The sequence below is a fragment of the Mesorhizobium shonense genome (assembly GCF_040545255.1).
In the GTDB taxonomy this organism is placed as follows: domain Bacteria; phylum Pseudomonadota; class Alphaproteobacteria; order Rhizobiales; family Rhizobiaceae; genus Mesorhizobium; species Mesorhizobium shonense.
In genome coordinates, this window is sequence record NZ_JBEPLM010000005.1 from 299,020 (window position 1) to 320,413 (window position 21,394).

The 21,394-nt window shown below is 64.3% G+C and carries 19 protein-coding genes; 2 read left to right on the top strand and 17 right to left on the bottom strand.

The window, feature by feature from the left end:
* Positions 1-67 precede the first annotated feature (67 nt).
* The 3 genes from ABID26_RS16110 to ABID26_RS16120 all read right to left on the bottom strand — a co-directional run bounded on the left by ABID26_RS16110 (position 68) and on the right by ABID26_RS16120 (position 3,892).
* Positions 68-1,093 (bottom strand): sugar ABC transporter substrate-binding protein, encoded by a 1,026-nt coding sequence (locus ABID26_RS16110; RefSeq protein WP_126099153.1) that lies wholly within the window; start codon positions 1,091-1,093, stop codon positions 68-70.
* Positions 1,094-1,180: 87 nt separating this feature from the next.
* Positions 1,181-2,167, bottom strand: a complete 987-nt coding sequence (locus tag ABID26_RS16115; protein ID WP_292298563.1) for an ABC transporter permease — start codon at positions 2,165-2,167, stop codon at positions 1,181-1,183.
* 279 nt (positions 2,168-2,446) lie between these two features.
* Positions 2,447-3,892, bottom strand: a complete 1,446-nt coding sequence (locus ABID26_RS16120; RefSeq protein ID WP_292298721.1) for a DHA2 family efflux MFS transporter permease subunit — start codon at positions 3,890-3,892, stop codon at positions 2,447-2,449.
* Between the two features lie 112 nt (positions 3,893-4,004).
* Between ABID26_RS16120 and ABID26_RS16125 the strand changes: the two genes are divergently transcribed.
* The gene (locus tag ABID26_RS16125) at positions 4,005-5,006 is read left to right on the top strand and encodes an ornithine cyclodeaminase family protein (protein WP_292298565.1); all 1,002 of its coding nucleotides are present in this window, start codon (positions 4,005-4,007) and stop codon (positions 5,004-5,006) included.
* Positions 5,003-6,508: an HAL/PAL/TAL family ammonia-lyase gene (locus ABID26_RS16130; RefSeq protein WP_292298567.1), complete on the top strand. Its 1,506-nt coding sequence runs from the start codon at positions 5,003-5,005 to the stop codon at positions 6,506-6,508. The genes ABID26_RS16125 and ABID26_RS16130 overlap by 4 nt, the downstream gene beginning before the upstream one ends.
* A gap of 180 nt (positions 6,509-6,688) precedes the next feature.
* On the opposite strand, the gene ABID26_RS16135 is transcribed toward ABID26_RS16130, so the two are convergent.
* The 14 genes from ABID26_RS16135 to ABID26_RS16200 all read right to left on the bottom strand — a co-directional run bounded on the left by ABID26_RS16135 (position 6,689) and on the right by ABID26_RS16200 (position 21,058).
* Positions 6,689-7,492: a 3-methyl-2-oxobutanoate hydroxymethyltransferase gene (locus ABID26_RS16135; RefSeq protein ID WP_292298568.1), complete on the bottom strand. Its 804-nt coding sequence runs from the start codon at positions 7,490-7,492 to the stop codon at positions 6,689-6,691.
* 38 nt (positions 7,493-7,530) lie between these two features.
* Positions 7,531-7,845, bottom strand: a complete 315-nt coding sequence (locus tag ABID26_RS16140; RefSeq protein WP_126099148.1) for a MocE family 2Fe-2S type ferredoxin — start codon at positions 7,843-7,845, stop codon at positions 7,531-7,533.
* A 28-nt stretch (positions 7,846-7,873) separates the two neighbouring features.
* Entirely contained in the window at positions 7,874-8,959 is a 1,086-nt protein-coding gene (locus tag ABID26_RS16145; RefSeq protein WP_292298723.1) for a fatty acid desaturase family protein, read from the bottom strand.
* 85 nt (positions 8,960-9,044) lie between these two features.
* Positions 9,045-10,226, bottom strand: a complete 1,182-nt coding sequence (locus tag ABID26_RS16150) for an aldose 1-epimerase family protein (RefSeq protein WP_292298571.1) — start codon at positions 10,224-10,226, stop codon at positions 9,045-9,047.
* 4 nt (positions 10,227-10,230) lie between these two features.
* Positions 10,231-11,007 (bottom strand): ATP-binding cassette domain-containing protein, encoded by a 777-nt coding sequence (locus ABID26_RS16155; RefSeq protein ID WP_292298573.1) that lies wholly within the window; start codon positions 11,005-11,007, stop codon positions 10,231-10,233.
* Between the two features lie 2 nt (positions 11,008-11,009).
* Entirely contained in the window at positions 11,010-11,960 is a 951-nt protein-coding gene (locus ABID26_RS16160) for an ABC transporter permease (RefSeq protein WP_292298725.1), read from the bottom strand.
* A gap of 128 nt (positions 11,961-12,088) precedes the next feature.
* Positions 12,089-13,033: a sugar ABC transporter substrate-binding protein gene (locus ABID26_RS16165; protein WP_126099144.1), complete on the bottom strand. Its 945-nt coding sequence runs from the start codon at positions 13,031-13,033 to the stop codon at positions 12,089-12,091.
* A gap of 68 nt (positions 13,034-13,101) precedes the next feature.
* A complete protein-coding gene (locus ABID26_RS16170; RefSeq protein ID WP_292298576.1) occupies positions 13,102-14,016 on the bottom strand; it encodes a sugar phosphate isomerase/epimerase family protein in 915 nt (304 codons plus the stop codon).
* 58 nt (positions 14,017-14,074) lie between these two features.
* Positions 14,075-15,163, bottom strand: a complete 1,089-nt coding sequence (locus ABID26_RS16175; protein WP_354415956.1) for a Gfo/Idh/MocA family protein — start codon at positions 15,161-15,163, stop codon at positions 14,075-14,077.
* Positions 15,164-15,198: 35 nt separating this feature from the next.
* Positions 15,199-16,269 (bottom strand): ABC transporter ATP-binding protein, encoded by a 1,071-nt coding sequence (locus ABID26_RS16180; protein WP_354415957.1) that lies wholly within the window; start codon positions 16,267-16,269, stop codon positions 15,199-15,201.
* A 197-nt stretch (positions 16,270-16,466) separates the two neighbouring features.
* Entirely contained in the window at positions 16,467-17,555 is a 1,089-nt protein-coding gene (locus ABID26_RS16185; RefSeq protein ID WP_354415958.1) for an ABC transporter ATP-binding protein, read from the bottom strand.
* The gene (locus ABID26_RS16190) at positions 17,552-18,508 is read right to left on the bottom strand and encodes a carbohydrate ABC transporter permease (RefSeq protein ID WP_354415959.1); all 957 of its coding nucleotides are present in this window, start codon (positions 18,506-18,508) and stop codon (positions 17,552-17,554) included. Before ABID26_RS16190 ends, ABID26_RS16185 begins: the two co-directional genes overlap by 4 nt.
* Positions 18,505-19,365 carry a carbohydrate ABC transporter permease gene (locus ABID26_RS16195; RefSeq protein WP_354415960.1) on the bottom strand — a complete coding sequence of 287 codons (861 nt, stop codon included), beginning with the start codon at positions 19,363-19,365 and terminating at the stop codon, positions 18,505-18,507. Before ABID26_RS16195 ends, ABID26_RS16190 begins: the two co-directional genes overlap by 4 nt.
* A gap of 79 nt (positions 19,366-19,444) precedes the next feature.
* A complete protein-coding gene (locus tag ABID26_RS16200; protein WP_354415961.1) occupies positions 19,445-21,058 on the bottom strand; it encodes an extracellular solute-binding protein in 1,614 nt (537 codons plus the stop codon).
* Between the last annotated feature and the right edge of the window lie 336 nt (positions 21,059-21,394).

Below are 21,394 nucleotides of genomic sequence, written 5' to 3' on the forward strand. Positions count from 1 at the left end.
CTGTCAATCAAGAGTAAAGAGGTGGCCGGAATGTCCGGCCACCTCGCGGATGCTTTGGTCAGCGGCCTTACTTTGCCGCCGCTTCGGCCTGCAGCGCCTTCAGGTCCCAGCAGCTGTCGGGCTTGAGGTCGGCCTTGGTCGTCGCCTTCTCCAGCGTGTAGATGTAGGTATGCGAGGTGCCGGCCGGTTGGCCGCTCTGCAGCAGGAATTTGATGATGGCGTTCATGTCGCCCGACTGGCGGGCAAGATCGGTCATCACCACGGCGCCGTAGGTGCCATCCACGAGCTTGTCGCAGTCGGCGGCCTTTTCGCCGCCGCCTGTGGTCACCAGGAACACCTTGCCGTCGAGCTTGGCGTCGCGGATCGCGGCGGACGCGCCGGTGGCGTCGCCGTCCCAGAAGTCGATGATCGAGCAGATGTCGGGATGCTGCTGCAGCATCGTCGTCGTCACGTCGCGCGAAGTGGTCGCATTCCAGTTCGAATCCGGCTTGGCGACGACCTGGAAGTCGGGATGTTTCTCCAGCACCTTCATGATGCCGGCATACTGGTAAAGGCTCGAGGAATTCGCCTGGTCGCCCTGCACCAGCCCGATCTTCTTGGAAGAATTCTCGCCGCAGCCCTTGACCGCCGCTTCCGCCTCGAGCTGGCCGAGCTTGTCCCAGTCGCTGCCGACGAAGGCGTCGGCGGGGAAGTTCGCCGGATTGTCGACCAGCAGCACATAGGTGCCGGCAGCCTGCGCCTTCTTCATCAGCTTCGAGTAGGAGTTCAGGTCCGGCGCGTGGATAATCAGCACGTCCGGCCGCGTGTCCGAAGCGATGGCGTCGGTGATCGCCTGCGCGCCGGCGTCGACAACCCAGTTCGGGTCGCGCGTCTCGAAAGTACCGCCCCAGGCCTCCACCTCCTTCTTGAGATAATGCGCCCAGCCCTGCGCCAGGTCGAAGCCCATCGCCAGCGGCACCAGCATGACGCGCTTGCCGTTGAGCGCCTTGCTATAGGTGGCCGGGCCCGGGTCGTCCGCGGCGAAAGTGGGAGCAACGAAGGCCGAAACGGCAAGCGCCGTGGCCGCCGCCATCAATGTCCTGAACAATTTCATGTCACATCCTCTGGTTTCGATTGTTGCCGGCCGATCAGAATGGATCGAACCGGGTACCCGAGAGCAAGATGGGCTAGCCCATCTGCTCTAAATGTCGCCTTGCTGCGCGGTCTGCTCGTCGCGTGGATTGATGATGCCGTCGACGATGGTGGCGCCGAGCAGGATCGCCGCCTTGATCAGGTTCTGGCAGAGCAGCGGGATGTCGATGATGGTCATCGCGTTGAGCAGGATGCCGATCAGCGCGGCACCGACCAGCACGTTGCGCACCCCTCCCCGTCCGCCGGAAAGCCCGATGCCGCCGATCACCGCCACCAGCACGATGTCGTAGAGCAGCGTCGAATTGACGACGCGCGTATTGATCGAATGCAGGCTGGCGGCCGTGAGCAGGCCGGCGATCAGCGCCACCACCGCCGAAAGCACGTAGCGCAGCACCAGCATCGGCCGCACCGGAATGCCGATGTTGCGCGCGGCAACCGGGTTGTCGCCGGCCAAATAGATGAAGCGGCCCCATTTGGTATAGCGCAGGAACAGGAAGACCAGGAACGCCAGCCCGGCAAAGACGAAGACCTCGACCGGAATGTCGAGAAAGCGCGTGCCGCCAAGCAGCTCCACCCAATGGCCCTGGGGCACCGGAACGGCATCCTGCGTGATCAGTTGCGAGCGGACATAGCCGAAGACGAAGGAGCCGGTCGCCAGCGTCACGAAGATCGCCGGAACGTCGGCATAGGCGACGAGGAAGCCATTGAGCAGGCCGATGGCGAGCACGCCGGCAAGCACATAAGCGAAGGCAAGGCCGTCCGCGGTGCCGGTGTTGAGCAGCTGGAGATACCAGGCGACCGACATCGCCATGATTGCCACCGCCGACAGATCGATGCCTCGGCCGATGATGACCACAGCCATGCCGAGCGCCAGGATGCCCAGCACCGAGACCGAGCGGACGATGGCGACCAGATTGTCGGCGGTCAGAAAGCCCGGCAGGCCGATGGCGGCCGCGGCGAACAGCAGGATGGCGATCGCAAAGACAATGCCTTCCTGATTAAGGCGCCTCCAGTCCGGCCAGCCGATCGCGTTCATCGCTATGTCTTCGCCCCGATGGAAAGGCCCTGATGGGCCTCCGTCCCGCACGAAAGCTAATCGGCCCAACAGCGGCTCGTCAAATGAATCCGCGTTCAAGAGCCGCGCCTCTCCGACTATTTGCCGAGTGGACGCATTGATTGCCGTAACTGGCGCAATAAGCGGAAACTCTTGGGCTTTTGGCAATTCGCTGCCTCGATTGTGCGGCTCGTGAAAGAGCGCGTTCGAAGCCTGCGAGGCCGGCGGAATTTACATCTGCAAAACGCGGCAAGCGCGATGTCAATTGTCCGCTGAGTGACCCGAGACCTCGGCTCCGGCGGATGGCGGCAGGACCATGAACCGGAACGACGCCACGAGCCCGATCAGCCCGATCGCGATGAATGCGATTCTGAAGTCGGCGAGATCGGGCGCCGCTTCGCCTCTGGCGATCTGCGACAGGTTGAGGACCGCCGCCGCGACGGCCACGCCGAACAGCATCGATATCTGCTGCAGCATGCTGGAAAGCGTCGCCGCCGAGCTACGCTGCGCCCCGCCGATATCGGCGAAGGCCAGCGTGTTGAGCGCCGTGAACTGCATCGAGCGAGACAGCCCGGCGACCAGCATCAGAGCCACCACCAGCGCCAGCGGCGTTTGCGGCGAGATCGCCCCGCAGGCGATGATCGCCAGCGAGGCGATCAGTCCGTTGACGATCAGCACGCGGCGGAAGCCGAAGCGCCTCAGCGTCGGCGTGGTCACCGCCTTCATGCCGAGATTGCCGAGAAAGTAGGCCAGGATCAGCAAGCCGGCATCGACCGGCCGCATCCCGAAGCCCACCTGGAAGAGCAGCGGCAAAAGGAAGGGCGTGGCATTGATCGCTACGCGGAAGATCGTGCCTGCCGACAGCGTCGAGACGGCGAAGGTCAGCACCTTGAAGGCGGAAAGATCGAGCAACGGATGCGGCGCACGCCGCAAATGCCGAACCGCGAGCCAGCCGACCGCGATGCCGGCGACGATCAGGCCGACTGTCGGCAGCATGCCGTTTTCGGGATGCGCAAGGCGCTCCAGGCCGTAGAGCATCACCGCGAGGCCGAGCGAGGTTACGAAGAAGCCCGGCCAATCGAGCGGCCTTGCCTCGGAGTCGCGATCTCCCGGAACGAAGCGCGCGACCAAGAGCAGTCCGGCCAGTCCCAGCGGGACGTTGATGAAGAAGTTCCAGTGCCAGGAGAGATAGGTGGTGATGAAACCGCCGAGCACAGGCCCCACAACCGGAGCGAACAGAGCCGGCCAGGTGATCAGCGCCGTGGCGTTGAGCAATTCCGATTTGGCGGCGTTGCGCAGCACCAGGATACGGCCGACCGGCGTCATCAGCGCGCTGCCCAGGCCCTGCACGATGCGGGCGGCGACGAACTGCGCCAAGCTCTGGGAAAAGCCGCAGCCGATCGCCGCCAGTGTGAACAGCGCTATCGCCCCTAGGAAGATGTTGCGCGCGCCGAACCGGTCGGCGAGCCAGGCCGACAGCGGCACGAACACCGCCATGGTCAGCATGTAGGCGGTGATGCCGATGCTCATCGCCACCGCCGACACGCCGAAGGATTGACCCATCTGCGGCAGCGATGTCGAGATGATCGTCGAATCAAGCAGCTGCATGAAGAAGGCGACAGCGACGATCAGCGCCACGCGCCGCCCCTGGCGCGTCGCCATCGGCATGGGCTGGGACACGGCCTCGTTGTCGGGAATGCTGGTCATGACGCGCAGGTTGAACAGCAAAAGGCTGAGCCGGTCCAGAGATTAACCAACAAACTTTCGTGTCGCCTCGCCGCCTGTTATTGAGAGGTGGGCTTGGGAGGGGAAAAACGGGATGAAACCCATCTATATCGACTATCTCAACGCCCTCGACATCCAGGCGCTGGCGATGACCGATGCCGAGATCATCGGCGCCGTCGAAGCCGGGCTCGTCGCCCAGGGCAACGGCCAGACGGTGATCGAGCCGCGCGTCCATCTCGAGCCGGATCCGTCCTTTCATGGCCATTTCAACGTGCTGCGCGGCTATGTGGCGCCGCTCGATGCGGCTGGCGTGAAGATCGTCGGCGACTATGTCGACAACTACCTGCAGGGGCTGCCGTCCGAATTCGGTATCCTCAACCTCTTCGATCCGCGCACCGGCACGCCGCGCGCCATCCTCGACGCCACCGTCATCACCGACATGCGCACCGGCGCCGTCACAGCCATCGGCGCCAAGCATCTGGCGAAGAAGTCATCAAAAGTGCTCGGCCATATCGGCGCGCGCGGCACCGCCTACTGGAACGTGCGGCTGCTCGATCATCTCTTCGACTTCGATGAGATCCGCGTCCATTCGCGCCGGCCGGAAAGCCGCGACGCCTTTGTTGCGAAACTTGCCGCCGATCTCGGCAAGCCGGTCATGGCCGCGGCTGACTGGAAAAGCTGCGTCGAAGGCGCCGACATCGTGGTCGAGGCCTCGCGCTTGCCGGAACCGCAGCCGCTGCTCAAGACGGACTGGATTAAGCGCGGCGCGCTGGTCGTGCCCTATGGCACGATGAGCGCGGTCGAACTGTCGCTCACCGACATCATGCAAAAGATCGTCGTCGACGACTGGGGCCAGTGCAAGACCGGCAAGTTCGGCTCGCTGCGCGCCCATGTCGAGACGGGGCGGTTGAGCGAGGCGACGCTCCATGCCGAACTCGGCCAGATCGCGGCCGGCCTCAAGCCGGGCCGACAAAGCGATGGCGAGACGATCCTGTTCTGGCACCGCGGCCTGTCGCTCTCCGATATCGCGCTCGGCAAGGCGATGCTGGCCAAGGCCGCAGATAAGGGCATCGGCCAGAGGCTGCGCTTCGCATGACCCCGCTCGTTCTCACCGGCGCCGGCGTCAGCATCGAGGATGTGGCGGCTGTCGCGCGCAATGCGGGCAAGATCGAGGTCACGCCGACGGTCATCGAGAAGCTCGGCAAGGCGCGCAAGGCGCTCGATGAGGCCGCCGCCGGCGGCCAGCAGATCTACGGGCTGAACACCGGGCTTGGCGCCAATCTCGGCACGGCCGTTGAAGGCGACGCCGGCGCCTTCCAGCGCCAGCTTCTCGACGGGCGCGGCGCAGCGGTCGGCGATGCCTTGCCGATCCAGATCGTGCGGGCGGCGATGTTTGCCCGCATCGCAATGCTTGCGGCGGGTGGTTCCGGCCTGTCGCCGCATGTCTTCACCGCGCTCGTCGATGCGCTCAACGCCGGTGTCCATCCGGCGATGCCCTCGCTCGGCTCGATAGGCGCCGGCGACCTGGTGCTGATGACGGCGATCGCCCACACGCTCATCGGCGAAGGCGATGCCGACTACCAGGGCCGGCGCATGCCGTCGGCCAAGGCGCTGATGATGGCGCGGCTTGCCCCGGTCAGCCTGGCGCCGAAGGACGGCCTGTCGCTGATCAACGCCTCTGCAGTCTCCACCGGCGCCGCCGCGCTGGCGCTTGTCGACGCGTTGTCGGCGCTCGAACAGCAGCAGCAGGCCGGCGCGCTGACCATGGAGGCGCTCGGCGCCAACCGCACCATCCTCGATCCGCGCCTCCACGCCGCGCGGCCCGCGGCGTGCCAGCAAGCGGCGGCAAAGGCGCTGCGCGACCTGCTCGCCCGCGACGACGCACCGGCGCCGACCACCATTCAGGATCCGCTGTCGATCCGCTGCATGCCCTCTACCCATGGCGCGCTGATCCAGGCGATCGATCACGCCAGGCTGGCGGTCGAGATCGAGCTCAACGCTGCAGCCGACAACCCGCTGGTGCTCGTCGACGATGCGCTGGTGCTGTCGACGGGCAATTTCCACACCGCCTCGCTCGCGCTGGCTTTCGAGACTTTGGGGCTGGCGATCGCTCAGTGCGCGGCGGCTACTGCCGCCCGTTTCGTCCAGCTCACCGGTTCAGGCCGTAACGGCCTGCCGAAATACCTCTCGCCGGTCGGCGGTGCGTCCGCCGGCTTCGTGCCACTGCAGAAGACGGTGACGGCGATCCTGGCCGCGATCCGCCACAAGGCCAATCCGGTGATGCTCGACTTCCTGCCCGTATCCGAAGGCGTCGAGGATCATGCGACGCAGACTCCCCTCGCCGTGGCGAAATGCGCCGACATGATCGTGCTGTGGCGGCGCCTGATCGCCTTCGAGCTGATGGCGGCGGCGCAGGCGATCGACCTGCGCGAAGGGCTGACGCTGGCGTCCGCCACCGGAGCGATCCACGCGGCTGTCCGCGCCCACGTGCCGACGCTCAAGGAAGACAGGCCGCTCGGCCCCAATGCCGATGCGCTGCACTCGGTGCTCGCCGACGGGTATTGGCACCCTGCGGTGCACCAAACGCTGCGCGTTTAAAGCATGTCTCCCGAAAGCGGAAACCGGTTCCGGGACAAAGACATGCGTAAAAATCAAAAACCTAAAACACTCACAGCTTAAAGAATGTCTCCCAAAATTGGGCCAGGTTTTGGGACGAAGACATGCTTAAAATCAAGAACCTAAAGCAGGTCGCGTGAATCCTTTTTCACGCGACCTGCTTTAGGCTTTCTCGTCCACCTTCTTTATGAAGAGGCTGAATTCGTTCGGGTCCATATGCACGATATGCCTGTCTTCCGGATAGGCGCCGCTGTTGACGTCGGCGACGTACTCGGAAAACGCTGCAATGCGCTCCGCCTGCAGCCGGTCGTACTCGGCGGCGAAGTTGCGGTAGACCTTCGAGTGGCGCGGCATGTGACCGCGATTGGTGCCGAGAATGTCTTCGGCAAACAGGTATTGCGCATCGCAGCCCGTGCCCGCTCCCATCGACAGCATGATGAGCGAGGTGCGCTCGGAGATCGCCTTCGCCACTTCGGCCGGCACCACCTCGATCTCGGCGCCGATCGCGCCGGCGACTTCCAACTGCTTCACCGCCTCGAACACCTGCATCGCGGTGTCGGCGGTCTTGCCAACGGCCTTGAAGCCGCCGGTCCAGGTCGCGCGGGAAGGAATGAGGCCGACATGTCCGATCACGGGAATAGCGTCGTCGGCCATGCGCTTGATGGTCGCGTAGCCGGCGCTGCAATAGACGGCATCGGCGCCGGCCTTGTAGAGCCTGAACGACCAACGCACAAAATCATCGGCGATGCCGATCTCGTAGAAATTGTCGCCCGGCATGGTGAAGAGGCTGGGCGCCGCGTCGCGGTACTGCGGATTGAGCACCAGTTCCGGCGGCACCGAGACGATGTCGACACCGGCGCGCTCGGCGGCCTCCGCTTCTTCCAATGTCAGCACACGCAACATGGTCAACTGCCGTTTGCCCTTCATGGCGCGCAGATCGGCAACGGTCGGTCTCTTTCGGCTCATCGATTTCTGTTCCTTCGTAGCTTGGCTGGTGCGGCCGATCAGTCGATTCCGATCAAGACTTTACCGGCCTCGATCTTGACCGGATAGGTCTTGAGGTTGACGCAGACCGGCGCGCCCTTGGCCTGGCCGGTCTTGTAGTTGAAGCGGCCGTTGTGCTTCGGGCATTCGATGATGTCGTCCATCACCAGCCCGTCGGCGAGATGCGTCTTCTCGTGCGTGCAGAAGCCGTCTGTAGCGAAGAACTCGTCGTCCGGCGAGCGGTAGATCGCAAAGCTGCGGCCGCCATGGTCGAAGCGGATCACGTCCTCCTCGTCCACGTCATCCACAGCGCAAGCTTCGACCCAGTCCGCCATCGTCTCTCCCCGGATTGTTACGTGCCGCCTATTCGGCCGCGGCCGCCGTTATATCCAGGTCGTGGAACTCGCCGCGATAAGGCTTGGCCGTCGGCGGCAGTTCGCGCTTGAGGTAGTAGTCCTCATATTTCAGCTGCCTGAGCAGCACCGGCCAGACCTCGCGATATGCGTGCCACATCGAGGGATTCGGCTCCGGCAGGTCGTGCTTGATCAGCTCGTGCAGCTTCGGCAGCGCGTGATAGGGCACCATCGGGAACATGTGGTGCTCCACATGGTAGTTCATGTTCCAGTAGATGAACCGGCTGATCGGGTTCATATAGACGGTGCGCGAGTTGAGCCGGTGGTCGGTGACATTGTCGGCAAGGCCGATATGCTGCAGCAGGCCGGTCATCACCATGTGCCAGGTGCCGTAGAGGCGCGGCAGGCCGATCAGCACCAGCGGTATCCATGATCTAAGCGCGATCGCGACAGCGATCGTCGCGGCATACACGACCATGTGCCAGCGCGCCGCGACCACCGCCTTATGCCGCTCCATCTCCGGGATGTAGCTCTTCTCGTCATCCGACAGCTTGCCGAAGGCCTGGCGCACCAGCGTCGGCAACGAATAGCGGAAGTCGAGGATGCCGGTGAAGGCGAGCGCCGCCTTCAGGAGGTCCGGCGGCCGCATCACGGCGATCTCGGCATCGCGGCCGACGATGATGGTGTCGGTGTGATGGCGGGCATGGCTCCAGCGCCACTGCACCGGATTGCGCATCAGCATGAAGCTGGCGATGTGATAGACGACATCGTTCATCCAGCGTGTGCGGAAGGCGGTGCCGTGGCCGCATTCATGCCAGCGCGAATCGCTCGACGAGCCGTAGAGCACGCCGTAGACGAACAGGAACGGCACCACCCACCAGGTGCCCCAGAACCAGACGATGCCTGCGGCCGAGCCCAGGATCAACACGATCCAGATGACGGTGTCGCGGATCGCCGGCCCGTCCGAGCGCTGCATCAGCTCCTTCATGGTCTTGCGTGCCACGTCGGTGTGGTACCACTGGGCCGAGGCGAGCCCGGTCTCGATCGCAAGCCGAGTGCTTTCGCCGACAAGGCTGTAGTCGCGCTTTTTTGCCATCGTCGTCACATTTGCCTCCAATCTTCGCGCACCGCTGGCAATCCGGTCCGCCGGCCGGAAGGCTTGCTATGGATATTTGTCGCGCTCATGCCCTGTCCGCCAGTTTTGGAAACTTGCCGGAGGGCCGAGGATAATCCTGCTCGGGCTGGCGCGCGATGACCGCGATCCTGTCTTCGGCTTCCGCGATCGCGTCCTTGCCGTCAAGGACGCGCAACACCGCCTCATAGGCACGCACGTCGCCATGCTCCAGCCAGATCATCTCGCCGCGCTCGCGCGCCGCAAGGTTGCCGAGCACATGGTGGGTCGACGGCTCGATGCCGAGCGCGTACTGCCCGGCCTGGAAATTCTGCCACTGATAGCAGCAGGGCAACTGGTCCTTGCGGGTGACCATCTCGAAGCCGAGGCCGATGCGGTCGTTGACGACGGCCACCGGCACCTCGCCCTTGCCGTCGGCGCCGAGCTCGTGCTGCCAGACCTGCTCGCTGAATCCGAGCCGCGGCGCCGGCACGCTGCGGTAGCCGACCTTCTGGGCCTCGTAGCGCTCGCCGGCATGCGCGGCCCAGACCACGTCGCGGATCGGCGCCAGGTAGCGCGAACCCTCGTCGAGCAGCGGATGCCCGACATTGACGTGGTAGAAATACATGTGCGGCGTGCGGTGGAAGCCGTGGTTGACGACGCGGTCTGAAATCCGGATCTCGCCGCCGCCGACATCGGCTTCGATCCGGCGGATCAGATGGAGGTCCTCGCCGAACACGGTTGCCTGCTGGACGATGCCTTCGGCCCACAGCACACAGCGATCGCCGTCCCAGCTTTCACCATAGCCGGTCAGCCGCGCCGGAATGGTGCCGATGCGCCCGTGCAGTGAATGGGTCACCGTCTTGCGGCCCGGATAGTTGTAATTCTCGGCCGGCACCTCGTTGCGGCCGAGTATGTGGTCGAGGCCGCAGGTAACGAGCAAGCCGGAGAAGGACCGCCCCCAGGCAAAGCCGTTCTCGCCTTCATAGTCGTGCAAGGCGGGATGGCGGAAGCCACTCGGCGAATGCCAGCCGATCGCCTGGCCCTTGTACTCGCAATCGGCGATGTCGAGCGCGCGGTCGACGAGCGCGGTGAAGCGCAGGCCCGAGCCGGTGCGGAATTCCAGCATGCGGATGCCGCGCTCCACGCCGTCGCCGAGCGTCATCAGCCGCACGCCGGCGAACTGCGACAGCATGCCGGAGCGTTCGGCGACCTGCCGGCGCGATAGCGTCTGTCCGTAAAGCTTCACCATGCCGTCACTGCGCCCTTTTCATCAGCGCCGACATGTCGGCTCCGGTTATCAGGCTTTCCACGGTCAGAAGGTCGGTGCCGGCGACGGTCTGCTCGGCGACGACTTCGCCGCGCCGCATGACCACGATGCGGTCGGCGACCTCGAACACGTGGTGGATGTTGTGGGTGATCAAAAGCACCGAATGGCCGGCCTCGCGCATCTCCTTGACGAAGCGCAGCACGCCATGCGTCTCCTCGACGCCGAGATTGTTGGTCGGCTCGTCGAGGATGATCACCTTGGCGGCGAACTGCATGGCGCGAGAGATCGCGATCGACTGGCGCTCGCCGCCGGACAACGTGCTGACCAGCGCATCGGCGTCGAGCTTCTTCGAGATGCCGACGCGCTTCAGCAGCGCCGATGCCGCATCGCGCAGCTTGGCAAGGTCGAGCGGCGCGAAGACACCGAGCCATTTGAGATTGACCGGCTCGCGGCCGAGAAACAGGTTGCGCGCGATGCTGAGGTCCGGCGCCAGCGAGGTGTCCTGGTGGATGGTCTCGATGCCGAGATCCATCGCCTCGCGCGTCGAACGGATCGAGACCTTCTCGCCGCGCACATAGATGTCGCCGCGATCGATCGGGAAGACGCCGGAGATCGCCTTGATCAGCGTCGACTTGCCGGCGCCGTTGTCGCCGAGCAGGGCCACCACCTCGCCTTCCCTCAGCGTCAGCGAGGCGCTCTTCAGCGCGCGCACGCTGCCGAAGGATTTTTGCAGATTCTGCAGCCGGAGCACTTCCTGCATCATGGTCAGCTCCTTGCGGCGTTTTTCTGCAGCAGAGCGTGCAGGATGAGCATGGCGAGGATGATGACGCCGACGAAGATGTTGTAGGCCAGCCCCGGCACGCCGACCAGCACGATGCCGTTGCGGATGGTACGCAGCATCAGCGCGCCGACGACGGTGCCGAGGATCGTGCCGCGGCCGCCGGTCAGCGCCGTGCCGCCAACCACCACCATGGCGATCACTTCGAGCTCGTATCCCGTGCCCGCCACCGGCGAAGCCGCCGAGATGCGGAAGGCGCTGATCATGCCGGCAAGCCCGGCAAGCACCGAGGTCAGGATGAACAGCCAGATCTTGACGGCGTCGGCCGGCACGCCGCGCGCCACCGCGGCGTTGCGGTTGGAGCCGATGGCGCTGATCCAGTTGCCGAGCTTGGCGTAGCGCAGCACATAGACCGCAAGCAGCGACAGGCCGATGAACCACCAGAGCGAGGTGTAGAAACGGAATGAACCGACGTTGAAGCTGCCGGCGAGCAGCGTCACGAAGAACCCCGGTTCATTCCAGGATTTCAGCGGAAAACCCTGCGTGATGTAGAGCGCCGCGCCGCGCACGATCAGCAGCATCGACAGCGTCACCAGAAAGGAGGAGATGCCGATCTTGGTGACGATCACGCCGTTGATCGCGCCGATCGCGATGCAGAGCAGAAGCCCGGCAAGCAGTGCCACGCCGATATCGATCCCGGCGTTCTGCACCAGAAGCATGACCACCACCGGCGCCAGCGCGAACACCGCGCCGACCGACAGGTCGAATTCGCCGGCGGTGAGTAACAGCGTCATACCGAGCGCGATGATGCCAAGCTCGGGCAGGAAAGCCATCATGTTGGAGATGTTGAGCGGCGACAGGAAATTGCCGTCGGCGACCGCGAACACCGCGAGCAGCACGACGAGAATGACGAAGGAGGAGAATTGCGGCGAGCGCATCAGGCTCGACCTGCCCTTCGCGCTTCGTGCGCCGTCTTCCGCGGTGATTGCCCCGGCTTGCTGAACCATGACTTGCTGAACCATGCTTTCTGCGTGGCGCCCGCCGCGCGCGGCGGACGCCAGTTCTCTCACTTCTTGTCGTAAAGCTTCAGGATCGGCTCGACGCTCGAGGCGTCGTAGAGCCCGAAAGTGTGGATGTCGTAGCCGATCGGCTCGCCGGAAGCCGCGAGACCGAGCAGCGCGACCGGCATGAACCCTTGCGCGGAAGGATATTGCCAGGCGGCGGCGTTGACGAACCCGTCCTTGACCGCGTCGGCCGTCTCCTTCGAATTGCCCCAGCCGACCACCGGGATCTTGCCGGCCGGAATGCCGGCGCCGTCGAACACCCGCTTCACGCTGGCCGCAACGGAATCGCCCAGCGCGATGATAGCGGGCGGATTGTTGGCGACCATGTAGTCGGTCATCTTGGCGATGATGCCAGCAGGGTCGGTGCCGCAATCGACCACGTCATATTTGATGCCGAGCGGATCGAAGACGCCGGCGATGCCCTCGGTCTCGAGCTGCTGATAGCTGGCGCCGGGGACCTCGACCGGCAGGAACACCTTGTCGCCCTGCTTCACCATCTTGTGGTCGACGAGATACTTCGCCCAGATGGCGCCGGCTTCCTTGAGGTCGGCGCCGACATAGGCCTGGCGTCCGGTCGCCGGATCGTCCGTGTTGAAGAACACGATCGGGATGCCGGCCGCCTTGGCGGCCTTCACCTCCTCGGTCCACAGGCCGGGCTGCGCCGAGGTGGTGGCAATGCCGTCAGGCTTGGCTGCAAGCGCCGAATTGAAGGCCTCCTTCTGCGCCGCCATGTCGCCGCCGCTAAAGGAGATCTTGCAGGTCACCTTGAGCTGATCGCAGGCCTTGGTGGCGCCGGCGTTCCAGTCGATCCAGAACGCGTCCGACGGACCGCCATGCGACAAAAGGTAGAACGTCTTCTGGCCGTCCTGCGCCTGCGCCGCCGATCCGAGCGCAACCCCGGCAAGCAAAGTCGCTGCGGCCGCCAGCTTCAATCCAAACTTCAACATCTCGCTTCCTCCACTCTCATGTCTGGCAAAGGTACCGGCGCCGCCCCGAAAGGCGGGGCCGTGCAGCCTCACAGGCCGTTCTCGCGGAATTTTCCGTCGAGGAACTTCTTGGCGCGCGGCACATCGTCTTCCGACAGATGCTCGATGATGACCGGGATGTTCGGGTGCTTCTCGGCGAGACGCTTGAGGTAGAGGTCGTAGTTCAGCGAGCCGAGGCCCGGCGCCGGCAGCTCGATCTCACCGACGCCGCGGAAGGTGTGGCTTTCCATCGCGTCGGCGTCGCCGATATCGGCATGCTTTTCCGACTTGTCGCTGCCCGAGCGCTTGACGTCCTTGGCGTGGGCAATTTTGATCTTGTCGGTCAGCGTGTCGAAGACCTGGTTCAGGATCTGGTCCATCCGGTCGATGTTGTGGGTCTCGAAATAGTTGGTCGGGTCCATCAGCAGGCCGAGGCCGGGGTGGTCGACCTGCGCGAACATCTTCACCGTCTCTTCGACCGAGCCGACGACGTTGTTGACATAGGTCTCGAGCAGAAAGACCGCGCCGTGGTCGTAGGCCGTCTGGGCAAGGTCCGCGATCACCTTGCGGCACTCCTCAAAACCTTCTTCGGTCTTGTTCTTCGGGTGATGTACCCAGTCGGACTCGGTGTTGTAGGTGCCGGTCTCCGAAATCACGTAAGGCGAGCCGAAATGGCGGGCGTTGCGGATGATCTCCTTGAGATAGCCGACGCGCTTCTCGCGCTCCGCCTTGTCCGGATGGATGATGTTGGTGTAGCCCGACACGCAGCAGACCGGCAGGTTGTGGTCGCGGAACACGTCGCGCACCTTCTTCGCCTTGTCCTTGGTGATCTGGCCGGCCGAGAGATCGACGTCCTTGAAATGCAGGTCGAGCTGCACCGTGTTGAAACCGAGGCCGCGGATCTTTTGCGCCGTCTCTTCGAGGCCGTACGGGAAATACCCCGTGAAAATGCCTGCCTGCATCATGATGTGAATTCCTCCCTGTAAGCGATTCAGTTGGTTGCGATTTCAGTTGCCGGTGTTTTCAGGTCATCGAGATTTCGGAGAGCTTGACCGTCCGGCCCGACGCGATCGAGCGATAGCCCGCCTCCACCAGCGCCATCGTCTTGACGTTGTCGGCGACGGAAAGCGCCGGCGGCGTGCCCGTCTTCACCGCGTGCTGCAGCTGCTCCATCACGCCGATGAAGGCATGCGGGAACCACATCGTCTCCCAGCTCGGGCTCACCCATTCGCCGTTGGTCGTCTCGGCCGAAGCGTAGGTCAGCGTCGAGGCCGCGCCCGTCGGCCAGCCGATCGTGCCCTTGGCGACGCCCTTGGTGCCGTCGACGCGCCAGTTGATATGCTGGTCGTCCTTGTAACCCTCCTGGCGCGGGCCGGACCAAACGTCCTCGAGCGATACGGCAAGCACGCCCGACGGGAAGCGCAGCGTCGACACGGTGATGCCGTCGGAATGATCGAAGCGCGTGCGCGGGTCCTTTCGCGTCAGCGTCGTGATCTCGTCGGGATCGCCGAACAGGAAACGCAGCACGTCGAGATGGTGCACGCTCATGTTGGCGAGCGTCAGCCGGTCATAGTCCTCGAGGAAGGTCTGCCAGTGCGGGATCGCGTGCATGTCGATCTGCGCGAAGACGATGTCGCCGAGTTCGCCATTATCGATGATCTGTTTCAACACGCGCATCGACTGGTCGTAGCGCATGTTCTGGTTGACCGAGAGGATCTTGCCGGATTTGGCCGCCTCGTCGCGCAGCTTGACTGCTTCCTCGAGCGTCAGCGCCAGCGGCTTCTGCGCCAGGATCCCCCTGATGTGCTTCTGCTTCAGCGCGTGGCGGATCAGCGCCGGCTGTTGGTCGGGCGGGAAAGCAAGATCGATGATCTCGACATTAGGATCCTCGATCAGCTGTTCCGGCGTGTCGTGCACGGTCGGAATACCCCAGCGCGTCGCGACCTTCTCAGCATTCGCCTTGATGCGCGAGGCGATCGCCACCACCGGAAAGCCTGCTTCCTTGTAAGCAGCCAGATGGCACTCGGCCATGATCATGCCGGCGCCGACGCAGCCGATCCGGTATTCCTTGGTGCGAACCTTGACGTCCGGCTCGAAGCCTTTGCTTGCCATCTCTTCCTCCCGAAATTCTCTTCTCGCGGCCGCCGTCACAACGCGCCTCCGTCCCGGCCGAAATAATGCACGCGGGCCGGCTCGCAGGATATCGCCACCATTGCGTCGGGCCTGATGTCGGGCTGACCGCGCAGCAGTGCCCTCACCCGCGCCTGCCCGGCGGCAAGTGTCACCACGGTGTAGCCGCCGAGCGGCTCGACCTCGAACACTCGCGCCGGGCGGCCCTTGCCCCCGTCCGCCGTCTCTTTGTCCGTCCAAGGCCGGACCTTGATGTCTTCGGGCCGCAGTCCGATCTCGATCGCCTCGGCCGGGGCCTTGGCATCGGCGATGCGGATTGCGCCATCGGCCGCCTCGACACCCTCGGCCTCGTGCACCGACGGCAGGATGTTCATCACCGGCGAGCCGAGCATGCGCGCCACATAGGCGCTTGCCGGACGATCGTAGATCTCGGCCGGTGCGCCGATCTGCCTGATGCGGCCGTTCTCCAGGATGGCCATCCGGTCGGCGACCGACATCGCCTCTTCCTGGTCGTGCGTGACATAGATCAGCGTCTTGCCGAGCTCGCGCTGGATGCGCTTCAGCTCGACGCGCGTCTCCTCGCGCAGCCGCGCATCGAGCGCCGAGATCGGATCGTCCATCAGATAGGCGGCCGGATCGCGCACCAGGGCGCGTGCGATCGCCACGCGCTGCCGCTCGCCGCCGGAGAGCTGCGCCGGCGGCTTGTGCAGGATATGGCCGATATGCAGCTTGGCGGCGACGTCGGCGAGGCGCTTGTCGATCTCAGCCTCCGCAACCTTCCGCTCGACCAGCGGGAAGCGGACATTGTCGCGCGCGCTCATATGTGGGAACAGCGCGAGGTTCTGGAACACCATGGCGACGTTGCGTTTCGCCGGCGAGACGCTGTTGACCGGCTTGCCGCCGATCAGGATCTCGCCCTCGTCCGGCACTTCCAACCCGAGCACCAGGCGCAGGATGGTCGACTTGCCCGACAGCGGCGGGCCGAAGAAGCAGAAGAACTCGTTGTCGTTGACGGTGAACGAGGCGTCGTCGACGGCGAGCGTCGTGCCGTAGCGTTTCGTGACATTGCGGAAAACGATATCGGCCATGCTAGTGCGCTCCGCAGATTTCGATCAGCCTGCCGGCCTTGGCGCCGCCCCACATCCGCCTACCGGCACCTTCTCCCCGTATAGTGACGGGGAGAAGGGAGCTGGCCGCAACGCCGGCGACCCCCTCTCCCCGTTCTTCACGGGGAGAGGGTAAGGGTGAGGGGCGGCGCAGACCTGGGGGTACTTGCATGAGCATCTCAACCCCCGACCTTGATGGCGCGACCCGTAGCGGCGTCGAAGACGCGCACCGACGAGGCCGGCGGCGCGACGACCGCCGCCTGCCCGATCGAGAGCCCGACATCGTTCTCGAACACCGCCTTCACGGCGCTCTCGCCCTCGCCCAGATGCACGATGGTGCGCGCGCCGATCCGCTCGACGAATGTCACCGGCATCGACAGCCCGCGCTCGGCAAGCGTCACCTGCTCCGGCCGGAAGCCGTAGAGCACCTCTCCGCGCACCGCGCGCACCGCCGGAGCGAGCTCGTCGGGCAAGGGCGGCGTGACGCCGAGCGGCCCGAGATCGATCACCAGCCCGCGATCGCTTTCCGCCGGCCCGCCCTTGATGAGGTTCATGCCCGGCGCGCCGATGAAGCGGGCGACGAAGACGTTGGCCGGATTGTTGTAGACCTCGAGCGGCGTGCCGACCTGCTGCAGCACGCCATGGTCCATCACGGCGATACGGTCGGCCATGGTCATGGCTTCAAGCTGGTCGTGCGTGACATAGACCATGGTCTGCTTGAACTGGCGCTGCAGCTGCTTGAGTTCGGTGCGCATCACCGCGCGGAAGGCCGCGTCGACATTGGACAGCGGCTCGTCGAGCAGGAAGATCGCCGGCTCCATGATCGCCGAGCGGCCAATCGCGACGCGCTGCAGGATGTTGACGGAGAGCCGGTCCGCCTTGCGGTCGAGCAGCGGCGAAAGCTGCAGCATCTCGGCGATGGCGCCGACGCGGCGGTCGATCTCGACCTTGGCGGCGCCGCGCATCTTCGGCCCGTAAGCGAGGTTCTGCCGCACCGTCATATGGGTGAAAATAGCGTAGTTCTGGAAGACGAAGCCGACGCCGCGCCGCCCCATCGGCACACCGGCCATGTCGCGCTCGCCGAACAGGATTTTTCCGCTGGTCGGCTCTTCCATGCCGGCGATCATGTTCATCGTCGTCGACTTGCCGCAGCCGGAAGGCCCAAGCAGCGCCATGAACTCGCCGTCGGCGATCTCGAGATCCATCGTCTTCAGCGCGGTGAAGTCGCCGAATTTCTTGACCAGGTTCTTGAGGTGGATCGCGCTCATGCCGCCAACTCCCGGGCCTTCGCCATGCGCTTCATGGCATAGACCGCGACGATCGAGAGCACGACCAGGATGGCCAGAGCGATGGCCGCCACATAGCCCCAGATCAGATCCTGGGTGGTAACCTTGTAGATGTAGACGGAGATCGTCTCGGTGGCGACGCCGGGGCCGCCGCCGGTCATGATGTAGAGCGTGTCGAAGATCTTGAAGTTCTCGATCACCCGGATCGCCAGCGCGATGATGATGATCGTCTTCATCTTCGGCAGCACGATGGTGACGAAGCGCTGCCACGGATTGGCGCCGAGCAGCGTCGCCGCCTTCATCTGGTCCTCCGGCACGCCGACAAGGCCGGCAAGCAGGATGAGGAACATCAACGGCGTCCACTGCCAGATGTCGGCGATCATCACCGCGATCAGCGCCAGCGTCGGATCGGAAAGCCAGGCGATAGTGACGGGCGTTCCGACGATCTTCGACAGGATGTCGTTCACCGGTCCGCCCGACTGGAACAGCATGAAGAACATATAGCCGGCGACCGCCGGCACCACCATCATCGGCATCAAGAGGATCGAATAGAAGATGCGCTTGCCCGGAAAGTCGTCGGCAAACAGCGTCGCCAGCGCCAGGCCCAGCAGGAACTCCGCCGGCACGCAGACGACCATGACGATCGCCGTGCGCTGCAAGGCGCTCCAGAACCGGGTGTCGGCCGCAAGGTCGGTGTAGTTGGCAAAGCTGTTCCACATCTCCCAGGCGTTCCACCAGCCGATGCCGGAAAGCGGCGACCAGTCGGTGACGCTGATGTAGAGCTGCATCAGGAGCGGGAAGGCCGAGATGAACAGCACCAGGATCTGCGCCGGGAGGGTCAGCCGGAAGCCAAGCCGCGCGCCCTCGTCGGGCGTGGCGGGCTTTGTCCGCGCGGCCATCTCGTCCTCCGAAATCGTAGCGATCACCGCGCTCATTGCTTGAGCGCTCCGAAGGTCAGGCCGCGCACCAGATGGCGCTGGATGGCGATGCCCATGATGACCGGCGGCACCGCCGCGATCAGGCCGAGCGCCGCCTTGGCGCCATAGAGCTGTCCGGTCATCGAAGACGACAGCGACGCCATGTAGACGGGGATCGTCACCCATTCGCGCGTCGTCAGAAGCAGCGCGATCAGATAGTCCGACCAGTTGAGGATGAAGACGAAGAGCGCAGCACTTGCCAGCGGTGCGCGCATCATCGGCAGCGTGATGCGGGTGAAGACGCGCAGCCGCGAGCAGCCCTCGACGAGCGCTGCCTCCTCGATCTCGCGCGGCATGTCGTCGAAGAAGGTCTTCATCAGCCAGAAGGCGAAGGGCAGCGTCACGATGCCGTAGATCAACGCCAGGCCCCACCAGCTGTCGGTGAAGTTGAGAAACGACCACATGATCATCACGGGAATCATGACGGCCATCGGCGGAAACAGCCTGAGCTGGATCAGCGCCAGCGGCAGGTTCTGGCCGGAGCCGAAACGCGACAGGCCGTAAGCGGCCGCGGCGCCCGCCGACATGGCGATCGCGGTCCCGAACACCGCCGAGAGCAGCGACGACAGGATCGGCTTCAGCGCCGTGCGGTCGAGCGCCACGATCAGGCTATTGGTGGATTCGCCGAATACGAACTGGAAATTGGCAAGCGTCGGGTGCTTCGGCCACCAGGTCAGGTCGGCACCTGTGGCCGACCATTCGCCGATCGGCTTGAAGGCCATCGACGCCATCCACAGGATCGGCACCAGCGTCACCGCGATCGCCACGAAGATCGCGGCGTAGCGGAATGTCTCGAAAGGAACGGAACGCTTCATCTGGCTGCTTTGCTGGTGGCGTTGTTTCGAAGGGGAGGAACAGTGCCCCTCCCCTCCTTTTCTGATCCAGGGAGACGGATCAGGCGATCGAGTCGAGAACCGTAGGCCAGGCCTCCTTGTTGGTCTTGATGGCTTCGAGCAGTTTGTCCTCACCGGTGCGCCGCGCGATCTTCTTCCACTCGGCCTGGGTATCGGCCATGGCCTGCTCGGGCGTCTTGGCCTTGGTCAGCGCGGCGACGAGATTCTCGTCGAGCGCATTGTGGAAGGCCGTAGCACCTGGATAGTTGATGGTCGGGACCGTGCGCGCCACCGTCTCGCGCACCACGTCCATGTGGTAGGCGTGATAGGTTTGGCGGACCAGCGGATCGGAGAAGTCCGAGAGGCGGAACGGATCGAAATAGCCGCCCGGGTTGGCCGTCATCCAGGCATAGATGCGGCTCGATCCCAGCCACTGCAGGAAGAGATAGCAGGCTTCCGGATTCTTGGACTGCGCCGAGACCGAAGCCGACAGGTTGAGCCACAGCACCGAGCGGCTGACCAGCTTGCCGTCGATCTCGCGGCCGGGCGGCAGCATCGAGCCGATCTTGCCGGTGACGGCGGAATCCTTGTTGCCGGCATTGTCGAGGAATTTCGGCAGGTTGGAGAAGGCGCAGGTCATCGCCGCGCCGCCCTTGGCGAAGTTGCCATACTGCTCCGGCCAGCCCCACGAGATCGCGTCCGGTGAATGATGCGCCAGCGAATCGACGTATTCCTTCGTCGCCGCGATGCCCTGCTCGGAATTGATCAGCGGCTTGCCTGCGTCATCGAACAGGTATTGGTTGGGCGAAGCCATCGAGACGTAGCGCTGGTACCAGTTGGTGTAGCCCCAGCCCTGGTTGCGCAGGTCGGTCGAGCCGAACAGGCCCTTGTCCGGGCGATGGAAGAAGGCGGCGATGTCGCCATGCTGCTTCCAGGTCCTGGGCGGCGCGAGATCGTAGCCGTACTTATCCTTGAAGGCCTTCTTCTCGGCCCCGTCGCCGAACAGGTCGGTACGGTAGACCCAGGTCTGGAAGTCGCCGTCGAGCGACACGCCATAGGTCGAGCCGCGATACTGGTTGAGCAGCGATACGCCCTTGGCGCCGTTGACGTAACCGCGCTCCGGATCGTCCCATTCCGGCTTGTGCTGGGCGACGAAGTCGTCGAGCTTGATGATCCCGCCGGTTTCGGCGAGGTCGCCGAGGCGGTTCCATTCCACCGCATAGATGTCATAGGCCCCACCCTTGGTGGAGATGTCCTGCATCGTCTTGGTGAATTCCTGGCCGTTCGGCACACCGACGATTTCGAGCGGAATGCCGGTTTCCTTTTCCCACAGATCCTTGATCGACGGCGCTCCTGCGGGGAACGGCTGCGTCAGCTGGCCGATCGAGCCGTCCGAGAGGCCGAGCACGATCTTGGCCGGCGCCTTGCCGGCGCCCTTCATCGCCTTGATCGCCTCGATGGCGCGCCCTTCCGGCGTATCTGGCCCATACTGGTAGCGCTCGGCGCCGTCGAAGCCTGTCGGCCCGCCGATCATGCCTGGCGCCAGTGCATCGGCCGCCAGGGCGCGGCCGGGACGAATGAATTGCGGCGCGATTCCAGTCGCGGCGACAAACACAGCCGCCTTTCCTCCGGACGCCAAAAGACGGCGCCGCGAGACGCGGATCAAATCAGTCATTGGAACTCCTCCCTCAAGGGCCTGTTCCTCCATGGCCCTTATGAGGGATATTGACGGAACCATATCGAGCCTGTCAACATCATAAATACTCAAAACACGTCATAAGATCGCAAATGAGGGAGAGAATGCAGTTCGCCGAGCCAGTCACATCGCACCCATTGCGTGGTTTTGAGGGATTCTTGCGCCGATCCGGCCGGCTTTGCCGGGCCTTCGCTGTCTTGTGTAACGCGTCGGCTTGCGTGCGGGCCAAGGCCGGTTACATCATTTCACATCAGAATCGCGGCTGCGGCTGAGCGGTTTTCCGGAACGGATTGGCAGCTGCGTGATTTTGATGCT

What these genes read in the sequence shown, in the direction of transcription:
- ABID26_RS16175 (WP_354415956.1), bottom strand. Translation starts at nt 15,163, where the DNA reads ATGGCAAGCAAAGGCTTCGAGCCGGACGTCAAGGTTCGCACCAAGGAA.
- ABID26_RS16145 (WP_292298723.1), bottom strand. Translation starts at nt 8,959, where the DNA reads ATGGCAAAAAAGCGCGACTACAGCCTTGTCGGCGAAAGCACTCGGCTT.
- ABID26_RS16150 (WP_292298571.1), bottom strand. Translation starts at nt 10,226, where the DNA reads ATGGTGAAGCTTTACGGACAGACGCTATCGCGCCGGCAGGTCGCCGAA.
- ABID26_RS16195 (WP_354415960.1), bottom strand. Translation starts at nt 19,365, where the DNA reads ATGAAGCGTTCCGTTCCTTTCGAGACATTCCGCTACGCCGCGATCTTC.
- ABID26_RS16165 (WP_126099144.1), bottom strand. Translation starts at nt 13,033, where the DNA reads ATGTTGAAGTTTGGATTGAAGCTGGCGGCCGCAGCGACTTTGCTTGCC.
- ABID26_RS16115 (WP_292298563.1), bottom strand. Translation starts at nt 2,167, where the DNA reads ATGAACGCGATCGGCTGGCCGGACTGGAGGCGCCTTAATCAGGAAGGC.
- ABID26_RS16185 (WP_354415958.1), bottom strand. Translation starts at nt 17,555, where the DNA reads ATGAGCGCGATCCACCTCAAGAACCTGGTCAAGAAATTCGGCGACTTC.
- ABID26_RS16135 (WP_292298568.1), bottom strand. Translation starts at nt 7,492, where the DNA reads ATGAGCCGAAAGAGACCGACCGTTGCCGATCTGCGCGCCATGAAGGGC.
- ABID26_RS16180 (WP_354415957.1), bottom strand. Translation starts at nt 16,269, where the DNA reads ATGGCCGATATCGTTTTCCGCAATGTCACGAAACGCTACGGCACGACG.
- ABID26_RS16120 (WP_292298721.1), bottom strand. Translation starts at nt 3,892, where the DNA reads ATGACCAGCATTCCCGACAACGAGGCCGTGTCCCAGCCCATGCCGATG.
- ABID26_RS16110 (WP_126099153.1), bottom strand. Translation starts at nt 1,093, where the DNA reads ATGAAATTGTTCAGGACATTGATGGCGGCGGCCACGGCGCTTGCCGTT.
- ABID26_RS16130 (WP_292298567.1), top strand. Translation starts at nt 5,003, where the DNA reads ATGACCCCGCTCGTTCTCACCGGCGCCGGCGTCAGCATCGAGGATGTG.
- ABID26_RS16155 (WP_292298573.1), bottom strand. Translation starts at nt 11,007, where the DNA reads ATGATGCAGGAAGTGCTCCGGCTGCAGAATCTGCAAAAATCCTTCGGC.
- ABID26_RS16160 (WP_292298725.1), bottom strand. Translation starts at nt 11,960, where the DNA reads ATGCGCTCGCCGCAATTCTCCTCCTTCGTCATTCTCGTCGTGCTGCTC.
- ABID26_RS16200 (WP_354415961.1), bottom strand. Translation starts at nt 21,058, where the DNA reads ATGACTGATTTGATCCGCGTCTCGCGGCGCCGTCTTTTGGCGTCCGGA.
- ABID26_RS16125 (WP_292298565.1), top strand. Translation starts at nt 4,005, where the DNA reads ATGAAACCCATCTATATCGACTATCTCAACGCCCTCGACATCCAGGCG.
- ABID26_RS16170 (WP_292298576.1), bottom strand. Translation starts at nt 14,016, where the DNA reads ATGATGCAGGCAGGCATTTTCACGGGGTATTTCCCGTACGGCCTCGAA.
- ABID26_RS16190 (WP_354415959.1), bottom strand. Translation starts at nt 18,508, where the DNA reads ATGAGCGCGGTGATCGCTACGATTTCGGAGGACGAGATGGCCGCGCGG.
- ABID26_RS16140 (WP_126099148.1), bottom strand. Translation starts at nt 7,845, where the DNA reads ATGGCGGACTGGGTCGAAGCTTGCGCTGTGGATGACGTGGACGAGGAG.